This is a genomic window from Pseudomonas kairouanensis (genome assembly GCF_004682055.1).
Taxonomy (GTDB): Bacteria; Pseudomonadota; Gammaproteobacteria; order Pseudomonadales; family Pseudomonadaceae; genus Aquipseudomonas; species Aquipseudomonas kairouanensis.
The window spans coordinates 1-22,862 of the sequence record NZ_QUZU01000020.1; the positions used below are offsets into that span (position 1 = coordinate 1).

The 22,862-nt window shown below is 59.9% G+C and carries 23 protein-coding genes; 10 read left to right on the forward strand and 13 right to left on the reverse strand.

Features of this window, described 5'->3' with window-relative positions:
- The 12 genes from DYL59_RS16660 to DYL59_RS16715 form a co-directional block, all read right to left on the reverse strand.
- Positions 1-527 (reverse strand): cbb3-type cytochrome c oxidase subunit I (locus tag DYL59_RS16660; RefSeq protein ID WP_193557557.1); only part of this gene is annotated, 527 nt, incomplete at its 3' end.
- On the reverse strand, positions 524-1,456 hold the full coding sequence (gene coxB / locus DYL59_RS16665; protein WP_065946790.1) for a cytochrome c oxidase subunit II: 933 nt from the start codon (positions 1,454-1,456) through the stop codon (positions 524-526). The genes DYL59_RS16660 and coxB, both read right to left, overlap by 4 nt.
- The gene (locus DYL59_RS16670; protein ID WP_135290140.1) at positions 1,453-2,253 is read right to left on the reverse strand and encodes an SCO family protein; all 801 of its coding nucleotides are present in this window, start codon (positions 2,251-2,253) and stop codon (positions 1,453-1,455) included. Before DYL59_RS16670 ends, coxB begins: the two co-directional genes overlap by 4 nt.
- A complete protein-coding gene (locus tag DYL59_RS16675) occupies positions 2,243-2,593 on the reverse strand; it encodes a hypothetical protein (protein WP_135290141.1) in 351 nt (116 codons plus the stop codon). Before DYL59_RS16675 ends, DYL59_RS16670 begins: the two co-directional genes overlap by 11 nt.
- Positions 2,583-3,575: a hypothetical protein gene (locus DYL59_RS16680; RefSeq protein WP_135290142.1), complete on the reverse strand. Its 993-nt coding sequence runs from the start codon at positions 3,573-3,575 to the stop codon at positions 2,583-2,585. Before DYL59_RS16680 ends, DYL59_RS16675 begins: the two co-directional genes overlap by 11 nt.
- Complete coding sequence (locus tag DYL59_RS16685; protein WP_135290143.1) at positions 3,572-4,105, reverse strand: c-type cytochrome; 534 nt, start codon at positions 4,103-4,105, stop codon at positions 3,572-3,574. The genes DYL59_RS16680 and DYL59_RS16685 overlap by 4 nt, the downstream gene beginning before the upstream one ends.
- Positions 4,102-4,626: a DUF3341 domain-containing protein gene (locus tag DYL59_RS16690; RefSeq protein WP_033865883.1), complete on the reverse strand. Its 525-nt coding sequence runs from the start codon at positions 4,624-4,626 to the stop codon at positions 4,102-4,104. The genes DYL59_RS16685 and DYL59_RS16690 overlap by 4 nt, the downstream gene beginning before the upstream one ends.
- Positions 4,619-5,983 (reverse strand): NrfD/PsrC family molybdoenzyme membrane anchor subunit, encoded by a 1,365-nt coding sequence (gene nrfD / locus DYL59_RS16695; RefSeq protein ID WP_135290144.1) that lies wholly within the window; start codon positions 5,981-5,983, stop codon positions 4,619-4,621. The genes DYL59_RS16690 and nrfD overlap by 8 nt, the downstream gene beginning before the upstream one ends.
- Positions 5,973-8,846: a TAT-variant-translocated molybdopterin oxidoreductase gene (locus DYL59_RS16700; RefSeq protein ID WP_135290145.1), complete on the reverse strand. Its 2,874-nt coding sequence runs from the start codon at positions 8,844-8,846 to the stop codon at positions 5,973-5,975. The genes nrfD and DYL59_RS16700 overlap by 11 nt, the downstream gene beginning before the upstream one ends.
- Entirely contained in the window at positions 8,843-9,499 is a 657-nt protein-coding gene (locus DYL59_RS16705; protein ID WP_135290146.1) for a cytochrome c3 family protein, read from the reverse strand. Before DYL59_RS16705 ends, DYL59_RS16700 begins: the two co-directional genes overlap by 4 nt.
- Positions 9,500-9,558: 59 nt before the next feature.
- Entirely contained in the window at positions 9,559-11,352 is a 1,794-nt protein-coding gene (locus DYL59_RS16710; RefSeq protein ID WP_135290147.1) for a thiamine pyrophosphate-requiring protein, read from the reverse strand.
- 17 nt (positions 11,353-11,369) lie between these two features.
- A complete protein-coding gene (locus DYL59_RS16715; RefSeq protein WP_135290148.1) occupies positions 11,370-12,227 on the reverse strand; it encodes an SDR family oxidoreductase in 858 nt (285 codons plus the stop codon).
- Positions 12,228-12,525: 298 nt separating this feature from the next.
- Between DYL59_RS16715 and DYL59_RS16720 the strand changes: the two genes are divergently transcribed.
- The 8 genes from DYL59_RS16720 (at position 12,526) to DYL59_RS16755 (ending at position 20,079) form a co-directional block, all read left to right on the forward strand.
- Positions 12,526-16,671 carry a CheR family methyltransferase gene (locus tag DYL59_RS16720; protein ID WP_135290149.1) on the forward strand — a complete coding sequence of 1,382 codons (4,146 nt, stop codon included), beginning with the start codon at positions 12,526-12,528 and terminating at the stop codon, positions 16,669-16,671.
- Between the two features lie 191 nt (positions 16,672-16,862).
- Positions 16,863-17,162 (forward strand): hypothetical protein, encoded by a 300-nt coding sequence (locus tag DYL59_RS16725; protein WP_027616406.1) that lies wholly within the window; start codon positions 16,863-16,865, stop codon positions 17,160-17,162.
- On the forward strand, positions 17,159-17,401 hold the full coding sequence (locus DYL59_RS16730; RefSeq protein ID WP_034103399.1) for a hypothetical protein: 243 nt from the start codon (positions 17,159-17,161) through the stop codon (positions 17,399-17,401). The genes DYL59_RS16725 and DYL59_RS16730 overlap by 4 nt, the downstream gene beginning before the upstream one ends.
- 536 nt (positions 17,402-17,937) lie before the next feature.
- Positions 17,938-18,111 carry a con-10 family general stress protein gene (locus tag DYL59_RS16735; protein WP_027616405.1) on the forward strand — a complete coding sequence of 58 codons (174 nt, stop codon included), beginning with the start codon at positions 17,938-17,940 and terminating at the stop codon, positions 18,109-18,111.
- Positions 18,112-18,442: 331 nt separating this feature from the next.
- The gene (locus tag DYL59_RS16740; RefSeq protein WP_027616404.1) at positions 18,443-18,793 is read left to right on the forward strand and encodes a con-10 family general stress protein; all 351 of its coding nucleotides are present in this window, start codon (positions 18,443-18,445) and stop codon (positions 18,791-18,793) included.
- 53 nt (positions 18,794-18,846) lie between these two features.
- Complete coding sequence (locus DYL59_RS16745; protein ID WP_027616403.1) at positions 18,847-19,398, forward strand: ATP-dependent Clp protease proteolytic subunit; 552 nt, start codon at positions 18,847-18,849, stop codon at positions 19,396-19,398.
- A gap of 29 nt (positions 19,399-19,427) precedes the next feature.
- The gene (locus DYL59_RS16750; protein WP_135290150.1) at positions 19,428-19,667 is read left to right on the forward strand and encodes a DUF2934 domain-containing protein; all 240 of its coding nucleotides are present in this window, start codon (positions 19,428-19,430) and stop codon (positions 19,665-19,667) included.
- 196 nt (positions 19,668-19,863) lie between these two features.
- Positions 19,864-20,079 carry a hypothetical protein gene (locus DYL59_RS16755; RefSeq protein WP_027616401.1) on the forward strand — a complete coding sequence of 72 codons (216 nt, stop codon included), beginning with the start codon at positions 19,864-19,866 and terminating at the stop codon, positions 20,077-20,079.
- 48 nt (positions 20,080-20,127) lie between these two features.
- On the opposite strand, the gene DYL59_RS31700 is transcribed toward DYL59_RS16755, so the two are convergent.
- Complete coding sequence (locus DYL59_RS31700; RefSeq protein WP_073637676.1) at positions 20,128-20,397, reverse strand: DUF6555 family protein; 270 nt, start codon at positions 20,395-20,397, stop codon at positions 20,128-20,130.
- A gap of 508 nt (positions 20,398-20,905) precedes the next feature.
- On the opposite strand from DYL59_RS31700, the gene DYL59_RS16765 reads away from it, so the two are divergent.
- Positions 20,906-21,679: an SRPBCC family protein gene (locus DYL59_RS16765; protein ID WP_238340700.1), complete on the forward strand. Its 774-nt coding sequence runs from the start codon at positions 20,906-20,908 to the stop codon at positions 21,677-21,679.
- A complete protein-coding gene (locus tag DYL59_RS16770) occupies positions 21,679-22,848 on the forward strand; it encodes a zinc-dependent alcohol dehydrogenase (RefSeq protein ID WP_027616399.1) in 1,170 nt (389 codons plus the stop codon). The genes DYL59_RS16765 and DYL59_RS16770 overlap by 1 nt, the downstream gene beginning before the upstream one ends.
- Positions 22,849-22,862: the final 14 nt, after the last annotated feature.

A 22,862-nucleotide genomic window follows, 5' to 3' on the forward strand; every position in this document is an offset into this window, starting at 1 on the left:
GTATGCACGGTGGCGATGATATTGACGCCGGTGAAGATCGACGAAAACCCCGCAATGAATACGCCGCAGATCACCGCCACCACATGGCCGTTGCTGAACATCGTCGACAACGGCGTGTAGAAGGTCCAGCCGGTGTCCACCCCGCCGAGCAGCAGCGCCAGCAAGGTGAACAGGCCGCCACCCAGCAGCAAGTACCAACTGAACAGGTTCAGGCGCGGAAAGGCCATGTCTTTGGCACCGATCATGATTGGCACCAGGAAATTACCGAACACGCTCGGAATCGACGGAATCAGGAAAAACCACACCATGATCACCCCGTGCAGGGTAAACGCGCGGTTGTAGCCATCGGCGGTGAGCAAATCCCCTTCCGGCGTGACCAGTTCAATGCGGATCAGGCTCGCCGCCAGCCCGCCGGTGAAGAAAAAGAAGGTCACGGTGAGCATGTACAGCACCGCAATACGTTTGTGATCGCGGGTCAGCAACCATGACCGCAGGCCCTGTGCATGCAAATAGCTGGGTTGGCTCATTGATGTTTCTCCGCAAGTTCGCGCAGGTAAGCGACAAGCCGCTGCACGGCCTCTTCATCCAACAGATTGCTGTAGGTCGGCATGATCGGCAGGTAGCCGGCTACCAACTGTTTTTGCGGCAACAGGATGCTGTCGCGCAGGTAGGCTTCATCCGCTTTTACCTGGCTGCCGTCGGCCAGTTGCACCGAACGGTTGAACACCCCGGCCAGCGGCGGCGCGTTGCCTGAGTCGTGGCAACTGGCGCAACCGTATTGGCGATACAGGGTCTCGCCCTGACGGGCAAGGTCGGCGCTGCTGCCGTTGTCTGCCAGCCAGTGCTCGTAATCGGCGGGGTTGAGCACCACCAGGCGCGCCAGCATTGCCGCGTGGTCGGTGCCGCAGTATTCGGCGCAATACACCTCGTAGGTGCCGCTGTGTTCGGCCTGGAACCACAACATGCTGTAGCGCCCCGGCAATACGTCTTGCTTGATACGCAGGCTGGGGAAAAACAGGCTGTGGATCACGTCTTCGGAAATCATGGTCAACTTCACCGGGCGCCGGGCCGGGACATGCAGGGTGTTGATCTCCCGCTGGCCGCCCTGGTGCTGGAATTTCCACATCCATTGGCGCGCGGTGACCTGCACTTCCAGCGCATCCTCCGGCGGCGTGCGGGCGATGAAAAACAGCCGCGCCGACAACAGGAAGACCACCAGCGAACCTATGAACGGCAAGATGATCCAGGCCAGCTCGATAGGCAGATTACTTTGCGGGCGATGGTCGCGGTCGGCGGGACGGCCGCGCCGATAGCGCCAGATAAACACCCACAGCGCGACGAACACCGGCACCACGAACAGCGCCATCATGGCGGTGAAGCCGATCACCAGCCAGTCGACCGATACCGCGTAATCCGAGGCTTGCGCCGGCCACAGGCGCAGAAAATGTTCGTTCATCGCGCCTCCCGACGTTCGCGCCGCACCGCCCGCAAAATCAGCAGGCCGAGCACCAGCACCGTCGACACACCTGCCACTTGCAGCAGCAAAATGATCCGGCTGCTGTAGGTGCCGCTCTGCGGGTCGTAGTGGTAGCACAGCAATAACAGTTGTTCCTTGATGGCCCCCAACTTGCCCTGCCCGGCCTCGGTCAATGCCAGGCGCAGGTCGCTGGGCTGATAGCCCAGGCCGTAGAGCCAGCGCGACAGGCGCCCGTCACCCGTTACCACCGCGACTGCCGAGCTGTGGGCGTATTGCTGCTGTTGCGGGTCGAAGCGATAGCCGAAGCCGATCGAGTCCGCCAAGGCCTGGCTGGCCGACGCATCGCCAGTCAGCAGGTGCACGCCAGGTTCGTCAGCCAGCGCTGGCCAATGCTGGCTGAGCTTGGCCAGCTCTTCCCGGGCGGCGCCCACGTCTTCGCGGGGGTCGAAACTGAAGGCGATCACCTGGAAGTCACGGCCCAGGCGATAAGGCTGGTTGGCCAGTTGGCTGAACAGGGTCGAGAGCGCCGCCCCGCAGACGTTCGGGCAACGGTAGTACAACGGCACCAGCAATGTGGGCTGGCCGTTGAGCAGCTCGCCCAGACGCACGGAGCGGCCCTGTTGGTCGGTGAAGCGACTGTCGAGCGCCAAGGAACGGCCGACGTGTGCCGTGTCGATTCCGGCGGCGGTAAAGGGGTCGAATGGCTGCGCGGCGCCCGCTTGCGGCAGCCAACAGCACACCAGTGCGACGACCAGCAGCAGGCGCTCAATGCTCATCAGGCCATCCTCGCTCCAGCAGCAATTGCCGGGCCTGTGCCAAGGGCAGGTGCACGATGTGATGCTCACGGTCGACCCAGCCATAACTGTCCAGGTGCAGACGCTGGCGGGCCAGTTGCCGCTCACCCTCCTGCCGGGGATCAGCTTGTAGACGCGGCTCAGGCGGCAATAGGCGCTGGCGTTCCAGTGTGCTCATCGGCGGTTGTTGCACCTGTTGACGGTATCCGCTCAACAACCAGGCCACGCCGCCCAGGCTCAGGGCTATGGCCACACCCAACAGCACCATTACCCGGGCGGCTTTTTTACCGTCAAAATCGTTGGCTTGGTATTCAGCGGTCATGACGCCTCCTTTGCCACTGCCGCCGCCACACGGCAAACAAGCCCGCGGCATACACCCCCTGGCACAGCACCGCGGTGAGGAGCATGCCAAGGGTCGCGTCGGGAAAAATCGACGGCAGGCTGATCCACATCGACTCGACAACCCCCAACAACAGGATCGCCCCACAGCCCCACGTCAACACATTCATTCGCCCGCCCCATGGCGACGCGAGCATCACCAGGCACACCAGTTGCCCGGCGATCACCAGCGCCGTCAGTGCGCCCCACGCACCCGTCTCGCGCACGCGGTACCAGGCTGTTTCATGTGCCAGGTTCACCGACCAGATAATCAGGTACTGCATGAACTGCACGTAGATCCAGAACGCCAAGGCGCTTACCAGCAGACCGCGCAACAGCACACACTGGCGTGCGGGCAGCAGCACCACGTTCCAGCACAAGACACACAACCCGGCAAAGGCCAGGCCGTCGAGCAGTTGCCGGGCGATCAACAACAGGCCGAACACGCTGGAGACAAACCCCGCCTGCAACGACATGAGCCAGTCCACGGCGGCCAGGCTCGCCACCAGAGCGTACAGGATCAGCCCCGCCGCACTGCGCTTGCCCACCCAGCCGTGCACCACCCAGGCAAGCCCGCCGTACACCAGAGTGCGTAGCACAAAAAACCACGGCGATAACCACAGGCCACGAAAGCCCGGGGCCGCCTGATCGAACCAGGGGTACACCCAGGGCATCGTGACGAGCACCGGCAACAGCATCGGGATGATCAGCAACACGGCGCTTGCACCCAAGCGACTGCCGGGATCCAGCAAAGGCTGCCAGCGACCGCTGACCAGAGGCGTCAGCAACGCAAGCAGCAGGCAACCCAGCGCGATATTGCTGCCATTGACCGCTGCCGCCAGGGTGCCCGCACCGACCCAGGCAGGCTGCCATACGCCGAGCACGGCAAGGCCGATGGCGGCAGCCAGCAACCACCACCGGCTCATTGGCCGGACTCCTCGAAGGCCTGGCGCACAGTCGGCGGCAGCGTTTGCAGGTCGGCGTGCTGGCTCAACTGCAGCACACGCAAGTGGGCGACAATCGCCCAGCGCTCATCGGGCTGAATGCGCGACGCGTAGCCGTACATCAAGCCTCGCCCGTCGGCAATCACCTGCATCAATTGGTCATCGGAGGCGTTCAGCAACCGCGGTTCGATAAACGACGGCGGCGCCGGAAAACCACGACCCACCACCAGCCCATCGCCGAGCCCGCCCAGGCCATGGCACGGCGTGCAGAATGTTTGATAGCCCGCCTCGCCACGTGCCAGCAAGTCCGCACTCAGGGCCGGCCGTTGGCGCGCCAGCGCTTCACGTTGCAGTTGCCCGCGCGCCACACTGCCGGCGGGAGGCTGGCGACTGCTGAGGCCATTGCCAAACAACGCGCCGGCGCGCTGTTCGAGTACCTTGGCCTGGCGTGACATGTCATCACAGCCGCTGCACAGCAGCACCAGGCTCAATGCCCATGGCCAGGCATTCATGGCGCCACTTGCTGCACGCTCTGCGCGCGTTCGGCCAGCCAGGCGTGGGTCTGGTGTGCGTCAAACAGCGGGTCGCGCGCATCGATAAACAAGAAGAACCCATCATCGCTGGCCCCTTCAAACCCCTCGACGCCGAACAACGGATGATGCAAGCGCGGCAGACGACTGCACAGCAACAACGTCAACACGGCTGCCATAGCTGCAAACACCACGGCAAACAGAAACGTCACCACGGCGAATGAAGGCAACGCCACCAAGGGTCGCCCGCCGATGTTCAAGGGATAGGCCCACACCGAACCGATCTGCATCACCAGCGCCAGGACGATGCCCAGTCCGGCGCCCAGGCAGGCCATGCGCCCTACTCGCCTGGCGTCGACCGCCAATACCGGCTCCAAGGCTTCCAGCGCAAACGGCGCGAAGGCATCCAGCCGCCGATAACCCAGGTCCCACGCGCACACGGCGGCATCCACCAGGGGCTGGGGCGCCGGGAACCGCGCGAGTAAACCCAGGCACTCAGCCATCGCCGCGCTCCTGATGCAGCGCCTGCTTGACCTCGAACGCGGAGACCATCGGCACATAGCGCAGAAACAGGCTATAGGGCACCAGAAACACCCCGAAGCTGCCGATAAACAGCGTCCAGTCCCACAGGGACGGCGTGAAATCGCCCCAGCTGGAAACCAGCAGATCACGCATCTGCGGCGGGATCAGCAGCATGAAACGCTCGGCCCACATCCCCACCAGTACGGCCAGCGCCACCAGTGCCAATCGCGGCGGGCTTTGGCGCACGTTTCGCCACCAGAGCGCCTGGAGCACCCCGACATTGCAGACGATCGCCAACCAGAAACTCCAGGCATGCGCGCCGCTGATGCGCGCAAGCAATACCTCGATTTCATGAGCGTCACCGCTGTAGAACGGCATGAACAGATCGGCCAGGTACCCATAGGTGGTCATCCAGCCGGTGGCCAGCAACAGGCGCCCGAGCATGTCCAGATGGCGTGGGGTGATCAGGCTTTGGATGCACAGCAACCAGCGCACGGCAATCGCCAGCAGCGCCACCAGGGCGAACCCGGAAAACACCGCCCCGGCCACAAAATAGGCGGGAAACAGGGTTGAATGCCAACCGCTCTGAGTGCCCATGGTCAGCAAAAACGAATAGCCGCTCGACACCGCAAACACCAGCGGTATCGCGAGGATCGCCAGCACCCGCGTGGTGCGCCGCCACAGCGCCCAATGCCGTTGCGACCCACGCCAGCCGAGCGCCAGCAAGCCATAGACCGTCTGGCGCAGCAGCGTGCTGGCCCGGTCACGGGCGCTAGCAAAATCCGGAATGGCGCCCACCATCAGGAACAGCACCGACACCGTGAGGTACGACAGGATCGCAAACATGTCCCAGGCCGTCGGGCTTTTGAATTGCGGCCATAAGCCCATTTCATTCGGGTAGGGCATGGTCCAGTAGAACAGCCAGGGACGGCCCAGGTGCAGGATCGGGTATAGCGCGGCGCAGATCACCGCCATCAGCGTCATCAGCTCCGCCAGCCGATTGAGGGTATGGCGCCAGGGCCGCTCGATCAGCAACAGCAAGGCCGAGATAAACGTGCCCGCGTGGCCGATCCCCAGCCACCAGATGTAGTTGAGGATGCCAAATCCCCAATGCACCGGCTGATTATTGCCCCACATGCCCACGCCATTGCCCAGCAGCACGACGACCGAGCCCAGGTACACCAGCAACAACACCAGGCCGACACCGAACATCCAGCGCCAGGCAACGCGCCGGGGGAACTGCTGCAATGGCCCGAACACCTGCCGCGACACCTGCTGGTCGCTCAAATCCTTTGGCAGGAAATGCCCGGTGGCGTGCAGCAGCGGCTCAGCCTTCATCGCCGGCGCCCTCCTCCTCGATGCGCGCCAGGTAACTGGTGCGCGGCCGGGTGCCGAGGGCTTCCAGCAAGCGGTAATGGCGGGGATCACGGCGTGCGAGGCTGACAGCGCTGGCGGGGGCGTTGATGTCGCCAAACTGGATGGCCTGGCTGGGGCAGGTTTGCTGGCAAGCGGTGATCACCGCAGAGGGGTCGAAATCGTCGCCGTGTTGCTTGTCGTCCGTGCGGGCGTTGCTGATGCGTTGGATGCAGTACGTGCATTTCTCCATCACGCCGCGGGAGCGTACCGTCACCTCGGGGTTGCGTTGGGCCTGAATCGACGGCGCGGCGTCGGCGCTCCAGTCCAGCCAATTGAAGCGTCGCACTTTGTACGGGCAGTAAGAGGCGCACGTGCGTGTGCCTATGCAGCGGTTGTAGACCATCTGGTTCAAGCCATCGCGGCTATGCACGGTGGCGTTGACCGGGCAGCCGGTTTCGCAGGGCGCCTGCTCGCAGTGCATGCAGGGCAATGGCTGGAAGCGCGAACGCGGGGCCTCCAACGGCCCCTGGTAATAATGGTCGATGCGCAGCCAGTGCATGCTGCGCCCCTGGCCGACCTGCTCGGCGCCGACCACAGCAATATTGTTCTCGGCCTGACAGGCCACCACACAGGCATTGCAGCCGGTGCACAGGTCCAGATCAATGACCATGCCCCACTGCGGGCCGCTGTCGGCCACCGGGCTGTAGAGCGACGCGGGAATGGCCTGGGTTGCGAGTTGTGGTTTGGCGCGTGAGACCACACGGATGGGCGGTTCCTGCGCTTCCGGCAACCGGTGATGTGACTGGGTGGCCGCCAAGAGAAAGTGCTCGCCGGTGCTTCGTAGGGAGGCACTGACGGAGAATTGCTCAGTGGGCCTCACCGCGTAACCCAGGCCATCACCGACGCGCCCGGCGTGGCTGCGACCGTAGCCGGTGTATAAGGCAATGACCTGGTCGGCCTGCCCGGGTTCAACCCAGGCCGGTCCGCGCACGGTCTGCTCCGCCAGTGTTACCTCTATACCGTCGCCGTTGCTCACGCCCAACTGTTCGGCCAGGTGTGGCGAAAGCCCGATCACATTGGTCCAAGTCAGGGTGCTGATGCGCTTGGGCAATTCCTGCAGCCAGCCGGAGTTGGCGAAACGCCCGTCCCACACGGTCGGGTCGGGGCGGATTACGGCCTCTAATCCTTCGCCGACGTCGGCCGCCGCGAGGGTAATTGGCGTCATTTCCTCCACCTTGACTGGCGCTGGGGCCGGTTCAATCCAGCCATTGGCCAATGCCTCGCGCCATTGTTGCTGCGCGATATGCGCCCAGGTTGCGCGCACCAGCGCCAAGGCATCGGCCTCGGTTGAGTGCATCAGCAACTCGAGGACCTGATGCAAGGTGCGCGTCGAATACATCGGTTCGATCAGCGGCTGGACGATGCAGACACTGCCGTCCGCCGCGCGGCCATCGCTCCAACCGTCCAGGGCGTGATTGAGCGGCAGGTGCCAATGGCACTGCGCGGCGCTTTCGTCGTAGTAGAGCCCTGCATGCAAGCGAAATGGCGCCTGGGGCAGCACATCTTGCATGTAGGCATTTAGCACTGGGTTGCAGTCGAGTATCAGCAAATGAGTCACTGCTTCCTGACTCAGTTGCGCAAGCGAACCCCACGATTGATTCGGCTCGTAACCCAATAACCACGGCACCTGCCAGTCCAACGCTCGGCCTGCGTGCCCCAAGCGCTGGTTAAGCTGCATGACCTGCGCCTGCAACGCCTCGGACGCCTGCTGGCTGATACCGATCAGGCCGCGCCCAGGGTGGGCCTTGAGCGCAGCGACGGCGTCCTGCACCCACTGCCGTTGCGCCGAGTTCAGGCGCGGCGTTCCGGGCAGGTCCTGGCCCAGCGCCTGGCCCAGCGCAAGCAGCAGGCCGGGCAACTGCGACGGCGCCGTGGGCAAGCGCGCGGTGGCGGCAGCGCCGGTGAGGCTCGGAACACTTTCAGCCACGAACACCAACGCGGCGCCCTCACCGTTCGCTGCCTGGCGGCGGCGTTCAGCCCAGCCGCGCTGGAGCACCGTCTGATACGGACCGCTGCCCAGCGGGTCATATTCCAGGCACACCAGAACCTCGGCCTGTTCCAGGTGAACCTGCGCGGCCAATGGCTGACCGAACGCGCGTTCGCTGGCTCGCAGGGCGGCCGTCTCGGCAAAGGCTTCGCCATGGTACAGGCGCGCCTCAGGCCAGCGTTGTTGCAACTGGTCGAGCTGGCGCTTGAGGGTCGGTGAACTGCTGGCCCCGCAGACGATGTGCAAGCCCTTGCCACGAGCGCTGTCCAACACCTGCTGCTCATGGGCCAACGCCGCGCGCACATCCGGCCAACTGGCTTCGCGGCCTTTGAAACGCGGCGCCTGGGAACGGTCCGGATCATAGAGTTGCAGGATCGCCGCTTGAGTAAAAGCATCGCAGGCGCCGCCCGAGACGGGATGGTCCGGGTTGCCTTCAAGCTTGATCGGTCTGCCTGCAACGGTCTTGCCCAACACGGGCTGGGCAACACCGCCAAACGGGATGGCGGTGGCGTACCAGGCCGGCACGCCTGGCGTCAGGTTGACCGGCTGACTGACCGCCGTCACCGCCTGTTCCGGGGTCTTGCCACAGGCGGCCAGCCCCGCCATGGCGATAGACGCCGCCATCAACTGCAGGAAACGCCGTCGATCCATCAGAGGCGCCACACCTGCAAATTCCGCTTCTATCAGTGCTTGAGCGTCAGGGGACTCGGCAAGCGCCTCAAGCCCGCGCCAATAAGCCTGCCCCTCAAGTCCGGCCAGTTGTTCACGCAAAACGGAGAAGTCCAGCGGCTTACTCATCGGTGGCACGTCCCGCAGTCGGTAAGGCCCCGGGTATCGATGTGCCGCGCGGTCATCAGGCGCTCACCCAACTGGCGACGGTCCTCGGAAGGCTTCCACTGCATATTGGTGACCTGCTCCAGGGGACGCAGATGGGGCGCCGGGTCACGGTGACAGGCCAGGCACTGGCCCATGTTCAGCGGTTGCGCCTTGAACATCAGTTGCATGCGGTCGACCTGACCGTGGCATTCACTGCAGCCGACGCCGGCGTTCACATGGACGCCGTGATGGAAATACACGTAGTCGGGCAGCTTGGCGACGCGTTGCCAATGCAGGGGCTCAAGTTCACGCAGGCTCTTGCGCAACGGCTCCAGCACATCGGTATGTGTCCATACCTGGGAATGACAACTCATGCAGGTTTCGGTGGGTTGCAGGCTGGCCATCGCGGAGGACTGCACCGCGCTGTGGCAATAACGGCAGTCGATCTTGAGTTCGCCCGCGTGGTGGGCATGGCTGAAGGGCAATGGCTGCTCGACCACCCAGTTACGGCCGGTGCGGTAGTCGGTGCTGTCCAGAGTCAACGCCACAAGCAAACCTCCCGAGAGCCCGGCGATCAGCAGCAACAGTCCTACGCGCATCCAGGTATCGGCGGAGCGCCTGAAGATCTGCGTCATTGCCGGATTCTCATGTCCATGTCCTTAACGCTTTGGCTGCGCGGGTGCGCAGGCGTTCGTTATTTTTTTGCGCCTCCTGGCAGAACGCTGGCCAGTACTTGCTTGGCGGTTTGCACAATCACCCCGGCTTCATCCGGGTCGCCTTTGAGCAACGTGGTGGCGAACTTTTTGGCCTGTTCCAGTTTGATATGCGGGGGAAGTGGCGGCACGTCGGGGTCGGTCTTGAACTCGATCAGCACCGGTACATCCGAGGCCAACGCCTGTCCCCAGGCCGCAGCCACATCCTCCTCGCGATCGACGAAAATCCCCTTCAGCCCCAGCGAAATAGCAAACAGGTGATACGGCACGTCAGGAATAGTTTGCGAAGCCTTAAACTTGGGGTCGCCTTCCATCACGCGCTGCTCCCAAGTGACCTGGTTCAGGTCTTCATTGTTGAACACCGCACAGATCCAGTTAGGGCTCTGCCACTGCCGCCAGTATTTGGCCACGGTGATAAGTTCGGCCATGTTGTTCATCTGCATCGCGCCGTCGCCCACCAGCGCGATCACGGTGTTCTGCGGCTGCGCAAACTTGGCGGCGATGGCGTACGGCACGGCAGCCCCCATGGACGCCAAGCCACCGGACAGGGAACATTGCATGCCACGGCGGATCTTCAAGTCGCGGGCATACCAGTTGGCACAGGACCCGGAATCGCTGGTGATGATGGCGTGGTCGGGCAGGCGTGGAGACAGCTCGTAGACCACGCGTTGCGGGTTGATCGGTTTGGCTTTTGCCAGGGCACGTTTCTCCAGGGTTTTCTCCCAGCTAGCACACCAACCCTCGACCTTTTTGCGCCATTTACGCTGAGTCTTGTGGGTGAGCAACGGCAACAACGCAGCCAGGGTCTCGGCGGCATCGCCCACCAGATTCACCTCCATGGGATAACGCAGGCTCAACATGTCGGGTTGCAGGTCAATCTGCACCCCACGGGCCTGGCCTTCCTTGGGCAGGAACTCTGAGTAAGGAAAACCCGAGCCGATCATCAACAAGGTGTCGCATTCGGTCATCAGCTTGTAGCTGGGCTCGGTGCCCAACAGGCCGATGCTGCCGGTAACCCAGGGCAAATCGTCAGGGACTGCAGCCTTGCCGAGTAACGCCTTGGCCACCCCGGCGCCAAGCGCTTCGGCGACGGCGATGACTTCATCGGTGGCCGCCAGCGCCCCTGCGCCGACGAGAATCGCAACTTTCTCACCGGCATTCAGCACGTCTGCGGCGCGCTGTAGATCCGCCTCATACGGCACCACTCGCGGTTTTGAATAACCCACCCCCGAGTGCACCGTGCCGTGGGCCCTGGCGGGCGGTTCGTAGGCCGCCTCCTGCAAATCGTTGGGCAGGATGATCGCCGTCACTCGGCGCTCACCGACCGCAGTGCGTACGGCCCGGTCCACCAAGTGACGCACCTGGGATGGCACCGTAGCCTGCTGCACAATTGCCCCTGCCACATCCTTGAACATCGACACCAGGTCCAGCTCCTGCTGGTAATGCCCCCCAAGCGCCGCCCGCGCCTGCTGCCCGACAATCGCCAGCACCGGCATATGGTCCATTCGCGCGTCATAGAGCCCGGTGATCAGGTGCGAGGCTCCTGGCCCTGAAGTCGCGATACAAACGCCCAGCTCTCCCGTAAATTTGGCGTGGGCCGACGCCATGAACGCGGCCATTTCCTCATGACGGGCCTGAATGAATTCGATCTTGGCCTGCGCCCGGCTTAACGCGCCGAATACGCCATTGATACCGTCACCCGGGTAACCGAAGATTCGGGTAACGCCCCATTGGCTGAGCCGGTCAACCAGAAAGTCGCCTACTGTCATCGTCATCGAATGCCTCGCTTCATTCAAAGAATGGGTTTGCCACCTGTTACGCCGTAGCGTTCACCGGAGATATAACTGCCCTCATCCGACGCCAACAGCACATAGATGGGCGAGACTTCGACTGGCTGGCCGGGGCGCCCGAGCGGTGTATTGCCACCAAAGTTCTTGACGGACTCCTCGGTCATCGTCGATACGATCAATGGCGTCCAGATTGGCCCGGGCGCCACACTGTTGACGCGAATACCGCGTTTGCCGAGCATCTGCGCCAGGCCCGCAGTGAAGTTGGCGATCGCGCCTTTGCTCGCCGCATAGGGCAACAGCGTGGGGTTGGGCGCATCGGAATTGACCGAGCTGGTGTTGATGATCGAACTGCCCTCGGCCATGTGCGGCAGCGCGGCCTTGCAGATGCGAAACATCGCGGTGACGTTAACGTTAAAGGTCTTTAGCCAATCCTCGTCGGGGATGTCTTCCAGGCTTTCGTAGGTCATCTGGAACGCCGCGTTGTTGACCAGCACATCGATGCGTCCGAACTTCTCCACGGTGTCAGCGACGATCGCCGTGCACTGATCCGCGTTGCCCAGGTCACCGGGTAGCAACAGGCATTGACGACCCGCCGCCTCGACCCACCGCGCGGTTTCCTTGGCGTCTTCATGCTCATCCAGATAGGAGACCGCCACGTCCGCGCCTTCGCGTGCGAAGGCGATGGCCACCGCACGCCCGATGCCGCTGTCGGCCCCGGTGATCAACGCTACTTTGTTGGCGAGGCGGCCCGAGCCTTTGTAGGTCTGCTCACCGCAATCGGGAATTGGATCCATCTTGCGCTGTTCACCGGGTACGGGCTGCTGTTGGGTCTTGAATGGCGGTTTTGGATAACTGTTCATGGGGCTCCCTCCTGGCTGTGATTACTTTTTGCGAGGGTCGGCCGGGAGGGTAAGTTCAGATGAATTTCGAAAAAATCAGATGACCGTTCAGGCGCGGCAGTGCCATTGGTCAGAATGAATAAACCTTCTGAAGGTGGCGTGCCTCAACCGCAAGGTAAGGTTTATAGGTTTAGCGATTCGAGGCATTCTTCTGAACCCAGGTTTTCCGCTATATTTCACTTTCGGTTCAAGCCTCGCCCTCGCTTAATTTTTTTTCCTCCACGCTCTTTGCGTGCGCAGTTAACCAAGGTTGGTACTTATGAAGTCTGCCCCCCTGCGGTCCCCTAACGTTCCGCAACGCAAGGATCTGATCCCCAGTGACTTGGACTTTCCGGTGGTTGGGATTGGCGCGTCCGCGGGCGGGCTGCAAGCAGTAAAAGCGTTTTTTGAGCATATGCCCAAAGACTGCGGCATGGCGTTCGTGGTGATTCTGCACCTGTCTCCTGATCATCAAAGCGTGGCGGACAAGATCATCCAGGAGTCGACCCGCTTACCGGTGTCACAGGTCAATAACACGACGCCCATCGAAAAAAATCAGGTGTACGTCATCTCGCCTGCTCACCATTTGAAGATGAATGATGGCTATTTAGCGGTATCCCCATCAACCCGCGAGGGCGGCTCGCACATAGCCATCGACCTGTTTTTTCGCGATTTGGCAGATGCGCATAAAGAACGGGCGTTTTGCGTGATCCTTTCAGGGACCGGAGCGGACGGCGCGGTCGGCCTGTCTCGGATCAAGGAGCAAGGCGGGATCACTTTGGTACAAAGCCCGGAAGATGCAGAGTTCGATGGTATGCCATTGGCTGCCATCGAAACGCAAATGGCCGATCTCGTGCTTCCCGTGGTGGAAATGCCCCAGAAGTTGCTGGAGCTGTGGCGCAACGCTCAGTCAATCATCCTGCCCACCGCCGACGATCCCGAAATCAAAACCACCCCGCCCGCAACCGAACGCGATGCAGCCGTGGCCGAGCAGTTACTGCTGGACATCCTGATTCAGCTACGCGCCATTACCGGGCACGACTTCAAGCATTACAAGCGTGCCACAGTGTTGCGCCGTATTGAGCGACGCTTGCAAGTAACCGCCCAGCCGGACCTCGCGGCCTATTATAATTTCCTCCAGGGGCATCCAGACGAAACCGAGGCCCTGCTCGGCGATATGCTGATCGGCGTGACCAACTTCTTCCGCGACCGCGAGGCTTTTGAAGCGCTTGAACGTGACGTGATACCCAACCTGGTGAAATCGCTAGAAGACAGCGTGCCGCACCGTGAACAAGTGCGCATCTGGTCGGCCGGCTGTTCCACCGGCGAAGAAGCCTACAGCCTCGCGATGCTGGTGGCCGAGCAACTGGCGCTGGATGCCAGCGGCGCCAAAATGCAGGTTTTTGCAACTGATATCGACGAGCGCGCAATCACCCACGGCCGCAACGGCGTGTACCCCGAGGCGATCATCACCGACGTACCGCCGCCGCGCTTGCGCCAGTATTTTGCTAAGGAAAAAAACCAGCACTATCGGGTACGTAAAGAAATCCGCGAGAAGGTTTTGTTCGCTAAACACAGCCTGCTGGCCGACCCGCCGTTCTCCCAGATCGACCTGATCGTGTGCCGCAACCTGTTGATCTATCTTGACCGCGAAGTGCAGCGCGACATCCTGCAGATGTTCCACTTTGCGCTGCGCCCCGGTGGCTATCTGTTCCTTGGATCCTCGGAGTCGGCCGACGGCTGCCTGGACCTGTTTGTGCCGGTCGACAAACGAAACCGCATTTTTCGGGTGCGTGCCGGATCCTCAGGCATTCGCCGCGCCCCGACCATTCCGCGAGGCGGCTACTTGCGCCCAAGCGCCCCGTCGATTGCGCTCGAAAATAAGGCCCCTAACAAAGTTTCATTCGCGGATATTCATCTGCGGGCTCTGGAGAAAGCCGCACCGCCAAGCGTTATAATCGACATCCACGCGCAGATCCTGCACATGAGCGAAGGTGCCGGGCGGTTCCTGCGTTATGTGGCTGGCGAGATAACGCATAACCTATTGGCATTGGTTCATCCCGACCTGCGCCTCGACATCCGCACCACACTCTTTCAGGTCCAGCAATCGAACATGCCTGTGACCTCCCGCAAGATCCGCGTTCAGCGCGAGCAGGCCCCCTTCATGGTGGACATTACCGCCCGCCCCTACCGCGATGACGCGACCGAAAGCGACTATGTGCTGGTGATCTTCCAGGAAAGCCCTTTCGACCCCCAACAGACCGATTCCACTGCCGTCAGCCATGCTGAAAACGCCATCATGGGCAACCTGGAGCAGGAGCTGCAACGCACCAAGCTGCACTTGCAGGACACCATCGAACAGTCGGAAGTCTCAAGCGAAGAACTCAAGGCCTCCAACGAAGAAATGCAGGCGGTCAACGAAGAATTGCGTTCGGCCACCGAAGAGCTGGAAACCAGCAAGGAAGAGCTGCAGTCGATCAATGAAGAGCTGTTGACCGTCAACTATGAACTTAAAACCAAGGTAGAAGAGACGGACAAGGTCAATGACTACCTGACCAACCTGATCGCCTCCACCGACATCGCCACCGTATTCGTCGACCGCAATATGCGCATCCGATGGTTCACGCCCCGCGCCACCGATATATTCAGCATGCTCCCGGTGGACACTGGACGCTCGTTGATGGACATCACCCACCGCCTGGATTACCCGGAAATCACCGAAGACGCTGCGACGGTGTTTGAATCGCTGAGTATGATCGAGCGGGAAATCAGCGGTAAGGACAACCGCTGGTACATCGCGCGGTTGTTGCCCTACCGCTCCAGCGAGGATCACATCGATGGTACGGTGCTGACCTTCATCGATATCACCAAGCGGCGCCAGGCCGAAGAGGAACTGCGCCTGGGCGAAGAGCGCATGCGACTGGTGGCCGAGAGTACCCATGACTTTGCAATCATCATCCTTGATGACCACGGCGCCATCACCGATTGGAACACGGGAGCAGAACTGATCTTCGGCTACACCAAGGACGAAGTCCTGGGCGCCTATTACGACTTGATATTTTCACCGGAGGACCGCTCCTCCGGTGTCCCGGAGAGCGAGCTGCGCGCGGCCCGCGAACATGGTCGCGGTGAAGATGAGCGCTGGCATGTGCGCAAGGATGGCAGTCGGTTCTACTGCAGCGGTGAGGTCACGCTGCTCAAGAGCGACAGCTTGCAGGGCTACGTCAAGATCGCCCGCGACCTCACCGGCCACAAACGCACCCAGGATGAGCAGAGCCAGCGCCTGATGGAGACCCAGACGAAGAGCCATCTCAAGGACGAGTTTTTCGCGGTGATGTCTCACGAACTCAAACATCCACTGAATCTGATCCAACTGAACGCGGAGTTACTGCGTCGCTTGCCCGCTACCAAGGCGGCGGGCTCGGCGATCAAAGCCGTGAATACGATCTGCGAGGCCGTGTCCAGCCAGGCGCGGATCATTGACGACCTGCTGGATGTCGCCCGGGTTCGCACGGGCAAGCTCAAGTTGAAAAAACAACAGGTTGATCTGATTCGTACCCTGCAGGATATCCATGGCGTAGTGCTCGCCGACGGGCATCGTCGTCAGGTGACGCTGCAAACGCCTTCGGATCATGCATCACTGATCGTTGATGTCGACCCGACGCGCATTGAGCAGGTGATCTGGAACCTGGTCAACAACGCGCTGAAATTCACCCCGGAGGGCGGTCAGGTGCAGTTGGTGCTGAGCCGCTCGGAGGGGCGCGCCCAGTTGGACGTAATCGACAGCGGCATCGGCCTGGCCGATGACAGCCTGGAGAAGATCTTTGACCTGTTCGGGCAGGCAGAAAACCAACATCTGACGCATCAGCGCGAGGGCCTGGGGATAGGCTTGTCCTTGGTACGCCAACTGGTTGAGGCTCACGAAGGCTCGGTCAGTGTCCATTCCAAGGGGCTGGGTTTTGGCTGCACCTTCTCGATATGGCTGCCGCTGTGCGAACAACAGGATCATCTGCCACTTTCTGACGCTGAACAGGACGCGGATGAACGCCTGCATGGCGTCAAGGTGTTGCTGGTGGATGACTCTGCCGAGGTGCTTGAAGTGCTGAATTTGCTGCTGGAGATGGAAGGCGCCCAGGTTAGCGCCTTCAATGACCCACAGACTGCGCTGGAAACGGCCCGCGATGCACAGTACGACTTGATCATTTCGGACATTGGCATGCCGAAAATGAATGGCCATGAGCTGATGCGCAAGCTGCGTACGATAGGTCATCTGCGTCAGGTTCCCGCGATCGCACTCACAGGCTATGGGGCCGGCAGTGATCAGAAAAAGGCGGCTGAGTCGGGCTTCACCAGTCATTTGAGCAAACCGGTCGTCCACGATTCGTTGATTGTTCTGATCGAAAAATTGTGTTGCTTACGTCGTTAGTTGAGACTTTCTCAGTAGAGATAAGACGGGCCCTTGGTGGTTAAACGCGTAGCTCCATCTAAAAAGACGATAATTTAAGGCAAACTGAATCGTTGAATTAATCGATATTTCAGAGAAAACCATTTTGATACACGGGCTTTGCAAGCGGGTCACACAGTTATACAGAGACCTGCTGATGAAGGATTCAAGCCATGCAACACAACGACATCGACGCAAAAATGATGGCCTGCCGCCAGTTGGCCATGGAGCAGAATCAGAAGCTTTTCAACGAGGCCAATGCCCTAAGCCGCAGCGCATTCGACCTGCTGGAACAGCCTGATTTTGATAGCGAAATGTTTGATGAATATCTGCGCCTTCGCGGCAAAGCCGAAGCGCTTTTCCGTGAAGCGATTGACCATCTTGGCGTGCTCAACAAGCATTTTCCATTGCCCACCGTAAGCGTGGTCGCCGACGGTGGAAAAGTTGCCAGGCGCGAAAAGGAGATTGCATGATGAAAAATTCTCAGCGCGCCTGGGACCTGGCGATGGTTCTGATTGCTAATGGTAAAATTCCTTTCGATCCCGCCAATTTGAGCGGATCGTTAAAAATACTTGCGCGGCATTTGGAGGCGCTGGAGACAGCACTTCGTGAAGAGGCGATTTTGGCCGAAACCTCGCTTGCCGAAAATCTGGGTCAGCGTTGCCTGCAAAAACAGGTAGGCCGCAGCCGTGCCTTGGTAGGTGCCGATTGACCATCGTCAAGGGACAGTATCGGGCCGCTGAAAAGAGCTCAACACGCGCTCGCGGAATGCTGCGCGTCGGCGGGTAGATGAGCTGACGGGGCGTTACTCTTTAATCAAATCCATTATTGGCGGTTCGAGGGGTTGGTGCGAGCTTCAGGTCATTTGCTAGCCTCCGCTTTCCTGGCCAGCCCCGCCCCACGATCAGTCTGTTTCATACCTATATATTTGGCATAAAGCGTCTAAACCTCCGTGATGTATTTTCGGTAGTCGACCCGTACAAGAGCCCTCAATTAAAAGCATTTTCGACACTAAGCGAAGCGGCAACCATTGCTATTAATTTAATATCACTCCCGCCCCACCTAAAGTAAAAACTTATACGAAGCGGCGCGAACATCGCGCATCTGTACAAGTTTCTCTCAATCAAAGACCGTTCATCGTCCTTTTTAAAAAATCTCGAAACATTTAGACGGTCGCCCTTATCGGAAACTATGTCCGTTGCAATAAACGGGCGTAAGCGAAACCTCAATTACAGTTGGAGTAGCATTATGACGACCAGTAATAAAAACCCAGGTAATTTCGCCAACGATCACGAAAAAGCCTCCGAGGCGGGAAAGAAAGGCGGCCAGGCATCTGGCGGCAACTTTGCCAATGACCGCGAAAAGGCTTCGGAAGCTGGCCGTAAAGGTGGCCAGAATAGCCATGGCGGCGGCCGCAAGTAGTAAGCGTGGTCACAAGGGGGCAGCAATGCTGCCCCTTCTGTTAATAGCAAAGGAGAACTAAGCATGCGTGCATTACCAGGCTATCAGCGAAGCGTTTTGCCTCACCAGCCGAGCACGCAAGTGCGAACTGACGCGGGGGAAAGCCAACGCGCGAACACATTGCCCTGTTACGAACATCAGCGCGTCGTGGAACTGGCTGAAGCGACTGTCGATGCGTCGCAAACACTACCGCTGTGCGAAAGGCATTTATAACCTGAGCGACCATCAGTATTTAGGTGCCTGTAGATCGAGATGAAATATATATCAACGACATAACGATGAGATTACTGAAATGACTACTAACGACAAGCAAAATCAAATGAGCGTCAACGAAGCCGGTAAAAAAGGCGGCGATGCAACTTCGGCTTCCCATGACAAAGAGTTCTATCAAGAGATCGGAAGCAAGGGTGGCCAAAACAGCGGCGGCAATTTCAAAAATGATCCCGAGCGCGCCGCCGAGGCCGGTAGCAAAGGCGGCCAGAACAGCGGGGGCAATTTCAAGAATGATCCCGAGCGCGCCGCCGAAGCAGGTAGCAAAGGCGGCCAGAACAGTGGCGGCAACTTTGCCAACGACCGTGAGAAAGCCGCGGAAGCTGGTCGTAAAGGCGGCCAGAACAGCCATGGTGGCGGACGCAATGGTTAATGTGCTTGATTCAGGGGAGCCGTGCTCCCCTGCCTTGATGGACGGAGGACACCATGCCTTTACACGTCATTAACTTTACCGGGCCGGTCACCGCCTCTACCTGCAGCCAACTTATCGAAAAAGCCTCGTTGGCCGTTCAGCAAGAGGCTTCGGGCCTGGTAGTGAACATCGCCACTATGGGCGGCGAATGCAGCTACGGTTTTACCATGTACAACTTCCTGCTGGCGCTGCCGATCGCGGTGCACACCCACAATCTGGGCACCGTGGAGTCGATGGGCAATATCATCTTTCTGGCCGGTGAGCGCAGGACGGCGTGCAAGCACAGTAAATTTCTGTTTCATCCGTTTCATTGGCATGTGCAAGGCGCCGTCGACCATTCGCGCATGTCCGAATACGCCATGAGCCTTGACTACGACTTGCAGTTGTATGCGCGCATCGTCGAAGAGCGTACCCGGGATGCAAGGGAAAAACTCGAAACAGAAAAGTACCTGATCGCGGCGCCGCGCATTCTCGACCCGCAACAAGCCATGACAGCCGGCTTGATCCATGGGATCGAACTACCGGTCATCAAGGCTGAGTTTGTAAGCAGCTTCATTCACTCCTAGCGTTTTTAAACTGGAACAGGAGCACCACGATGGACGAAGAAACGATTCGACTCACCGCCTACCGTATTTGGGAACAACAAGGTAAGCCTGACGGTCAGGATTTTTTGCATTGGCTGCAAGCCAGAGACGAACTGACGCCCGGGCAAATAGATAGCTCTTCGGGCACGATCGAAAGCAGTGTTACGCAGCCTGTACCGGTCCAATCAAAGCGCCAGGCGGCGCCCCCCTCCACAACGCGAAAAGCACGCAGCAAAAAGCTCGAAGCCTGAGCGGGCCAGATCAGGCGTGCGGACGCGTCTGTCGTAACACCTGCCGACAGTCATGCGCACGCCTTCCCTTTGAAACTCGAATATTGGCACTTTAATATCAATTAATCGCTTGTTTGAAACTCCTCCTTTTTTTTGTTGAAATCATTCACCTCATCATGGATCGTGAGTGAGCTTTTAATTCAGGGAGGAATCGAAGATGTCTGGTCTACAAGCGAACGGCCAGTGCGCCCAATGTAAACAGCCCTTCGAGCCGACGACGGACGAACCCTCCTATCTGGTGTCCACCGCCGCCGAGATGCTCTGCCCGCAATGCAGGCAACAGTATCTGGCGGACTTGATGATGGATGCACTTCAACGCAGCGCCCTCAAGTTATGCATGCTGCAGGAACGTCGAAAAAACAATAAGGCTTGACTCAAACCAACACCCTATTCAAATGTGCGTATTTGTTAAAAGTTACGCTCATTCAGGGGGTGGTGGTACATAGGGCTGCGCAATAAACGGAATACTTCCAGAAGGACGCCACCTGACGTTCTCCAGGCCGTAGCGTTCTGCAAGGGGTCTGCTGACCCGTTTGATCTTTTCATGGCGTGACCGAGGAATTATACCGATCCCAGCATCGCAAGATGCCCAATGCCACGCCTCTGCATTATTCATGACATCCGCTCTTATAATGAAAGATCTCGGCTTATGATGGTATTCGTACTCGATAATATATAAAGAATTTTTCATATGCCCTCCTTCTGATTTTTGTTATTGGAGCAGCGCGAAGGTTCAGATTTTCCCTCTTGATGTGTATTTTTAGTTGCGCCAACTTGCGGCACTATCGGGATATGACCATTCGTCGGCGCCTTCTGAAAAAAACCAAACCGTTATCGCTTTATCGCTTCTTACTATTGAGCCTGTTCCCTCCAGGCTCTGGTAAAACTCCTGTCTTGCCCGTACTCCGTGCGGGCTTTTTTTGAGCAGTTCATAGAGCCGTTACGCTGTTCGGCGAGCCGGTGACTAGTGCGCCGCACTTATATACACAACGTCGGCTTGTTTCGCCGCGCCCCAATGCGCTGCTATGAGTAACTTGAACTTCAAGGGCGCGAAACCTTTCATCTCTAATCGTGAAATGCGGTGGAACTCAAGCTGCGCAGGTTTTTCTATCGCAGAGACATCCATCGGAGGATTGACCATGACTGACCAGCCACTAATATCCACCCACACCCCTCCTGACGCGCACCGAAGCGGCACAATGACCAAGGCTGAGCGCACACTTTCGCTGGCCGCTGGCGCTGCCCTATTACTGCATGGCTGTCGCAAGGGTGGGTTGAGTGGTGCACTCCAGGTTGCGGCGGGCGCCTACGGTGTGATTCGCGGTGCAGCCGGGCACTGCGCACTGAAGCGGGTGTTGACACCAACCCCCTACGAAACACAATTCAGCCGCGAACATCAGTGGCCGATCAGCGAGGCAATCACGCGCAGTATCACGATCTTGCGCCCATCGGATGAGGTGTCTGCCTTCATCGCCAGGCCCGAGAACATCCGCCCGTTGCTGCGCTGGGTCGACAGTGTCGAGCAACTGACTCCGGACACCGCGCTCTGGAAGCTCCGCGCACCGGCCGGCCGGCGCCTGCAGTGCGCGCTTGTGCAGATCGATACACAGGATCGCCATGTACTGCATTGGAAAACACCAGGCGACGCGCGATGGGCTCACGACATTACCGTCTCGCTGAGCCCCGCCCCGGCCGGCCGTGGAACCCAGGTCAAGGCGGTGGTGGTGTGCAAGCCGGCAATGTCCAAGTTGGGCTATGGCTTGGCGCGTGCGATCAGCCTGTTCAGCGACAAAGCCTTGCTCAACGCCCTGCAGGCAGTGAAGCAGCAACTGGAGACCGGCGAGGTCAGCAACAACCGCTCCAGGCCGGAACAGGACGACGATTTTTTTTACGTACACGCCGGCGCTGACCAGGTCGCAACCGATCATCCGTCAGCCAAAACCGGCGTTGTTATCGAAGGAGGACCCCACTGATGCGCGCACTCACTTGGCAAGCACCTAATCTACTGCGAGTCGACCATGTCGCCGACCCTGCGATCCTCAACCCACGGGACGCGATCATTCGCGTCACCCTCTCCTCTGTCTGCGGTTCGGACCTGCACCTGCTCGGCGGCTACGTACCGGCCATGAAGCCCGGCGATATCATTGGCCACGAATTCATGGGCGAAGTGGTCGAGGTCGGCAAAGGCGTCACCGACCTGCGCAAGGGTGACAAAGTGATCACCATCTCAATCATCGGCTGCGGCAACTGCGAGCCGTGCCAGCGCAGCGATTTCTCCTGCTGCGACAACTCCAACCCAAACCCGTCGGCGACGGACCTGATGTATGGCCAGCCATGCTGCGGCATCATCGGCTACAGCCACGCTTTTGGCGGTTACCCGGGCAGTCACGCGACCTACGTGCGGGTGCCGTTCGCCGACGTCAACCTGTTCAAGGTGCCCGAAGGCGTGAGCGATGAGCAGGCGCTGTTTGTCTCGGATGCGGCGCCCACCGGTTACTTCGCGGCGGACAATGCCGATATCCAGCCCGGCGACACCGTGGCAGTGTGGGGCTGCGGCGGCGTTGGCCAGATGGCGATCTGCAGTGCTTACCTGTTGGGCGCCGAGCGGGTGATCGCGATTGATCGTTACCCCGACCGGCTGCGCCTTGCCGAAGAACGCGGCAAGGCGATCCCTATCAACTACGAGAAAACCAACGTGCACGAAGCCTTGCTGGAGTTGACTGGCGGACGCGGCCCGGATCGCTGCATTGATTGTGTGGGCATGGAGGCGCATGGCACCGAGATCGACTATGCCTATGACAAGGCCAAGCAGTTGCTCAGGCTGCACACCGAACGCGGCAGCGTGCTAAGGCAGGCCATACGTGCCTGCCGTAAAGGCGGCACGGTATCGGTGGTCGGCGTGTACGGTGGGTTGCTCGACAAGTTCCCGATGGGCGCGATCGTCAACAAGGCGTTGACGCTAAGATCCGGACAGCAACCGGGGCAGCGTTACGCACCGACCCTGTTCGAGCATATTCGCAAAGGCGAGCTTGACCCTGCCTACTTGCTGACCCATCCCATGAGCCTGGAAGACGGGGCGCAAGGCTACAAGCTGTTCAAGGAAAAAACCGATAATTGCCTGCGGGTGGTGTTTAAGCCCTGAGGGTCGTGCGTGTG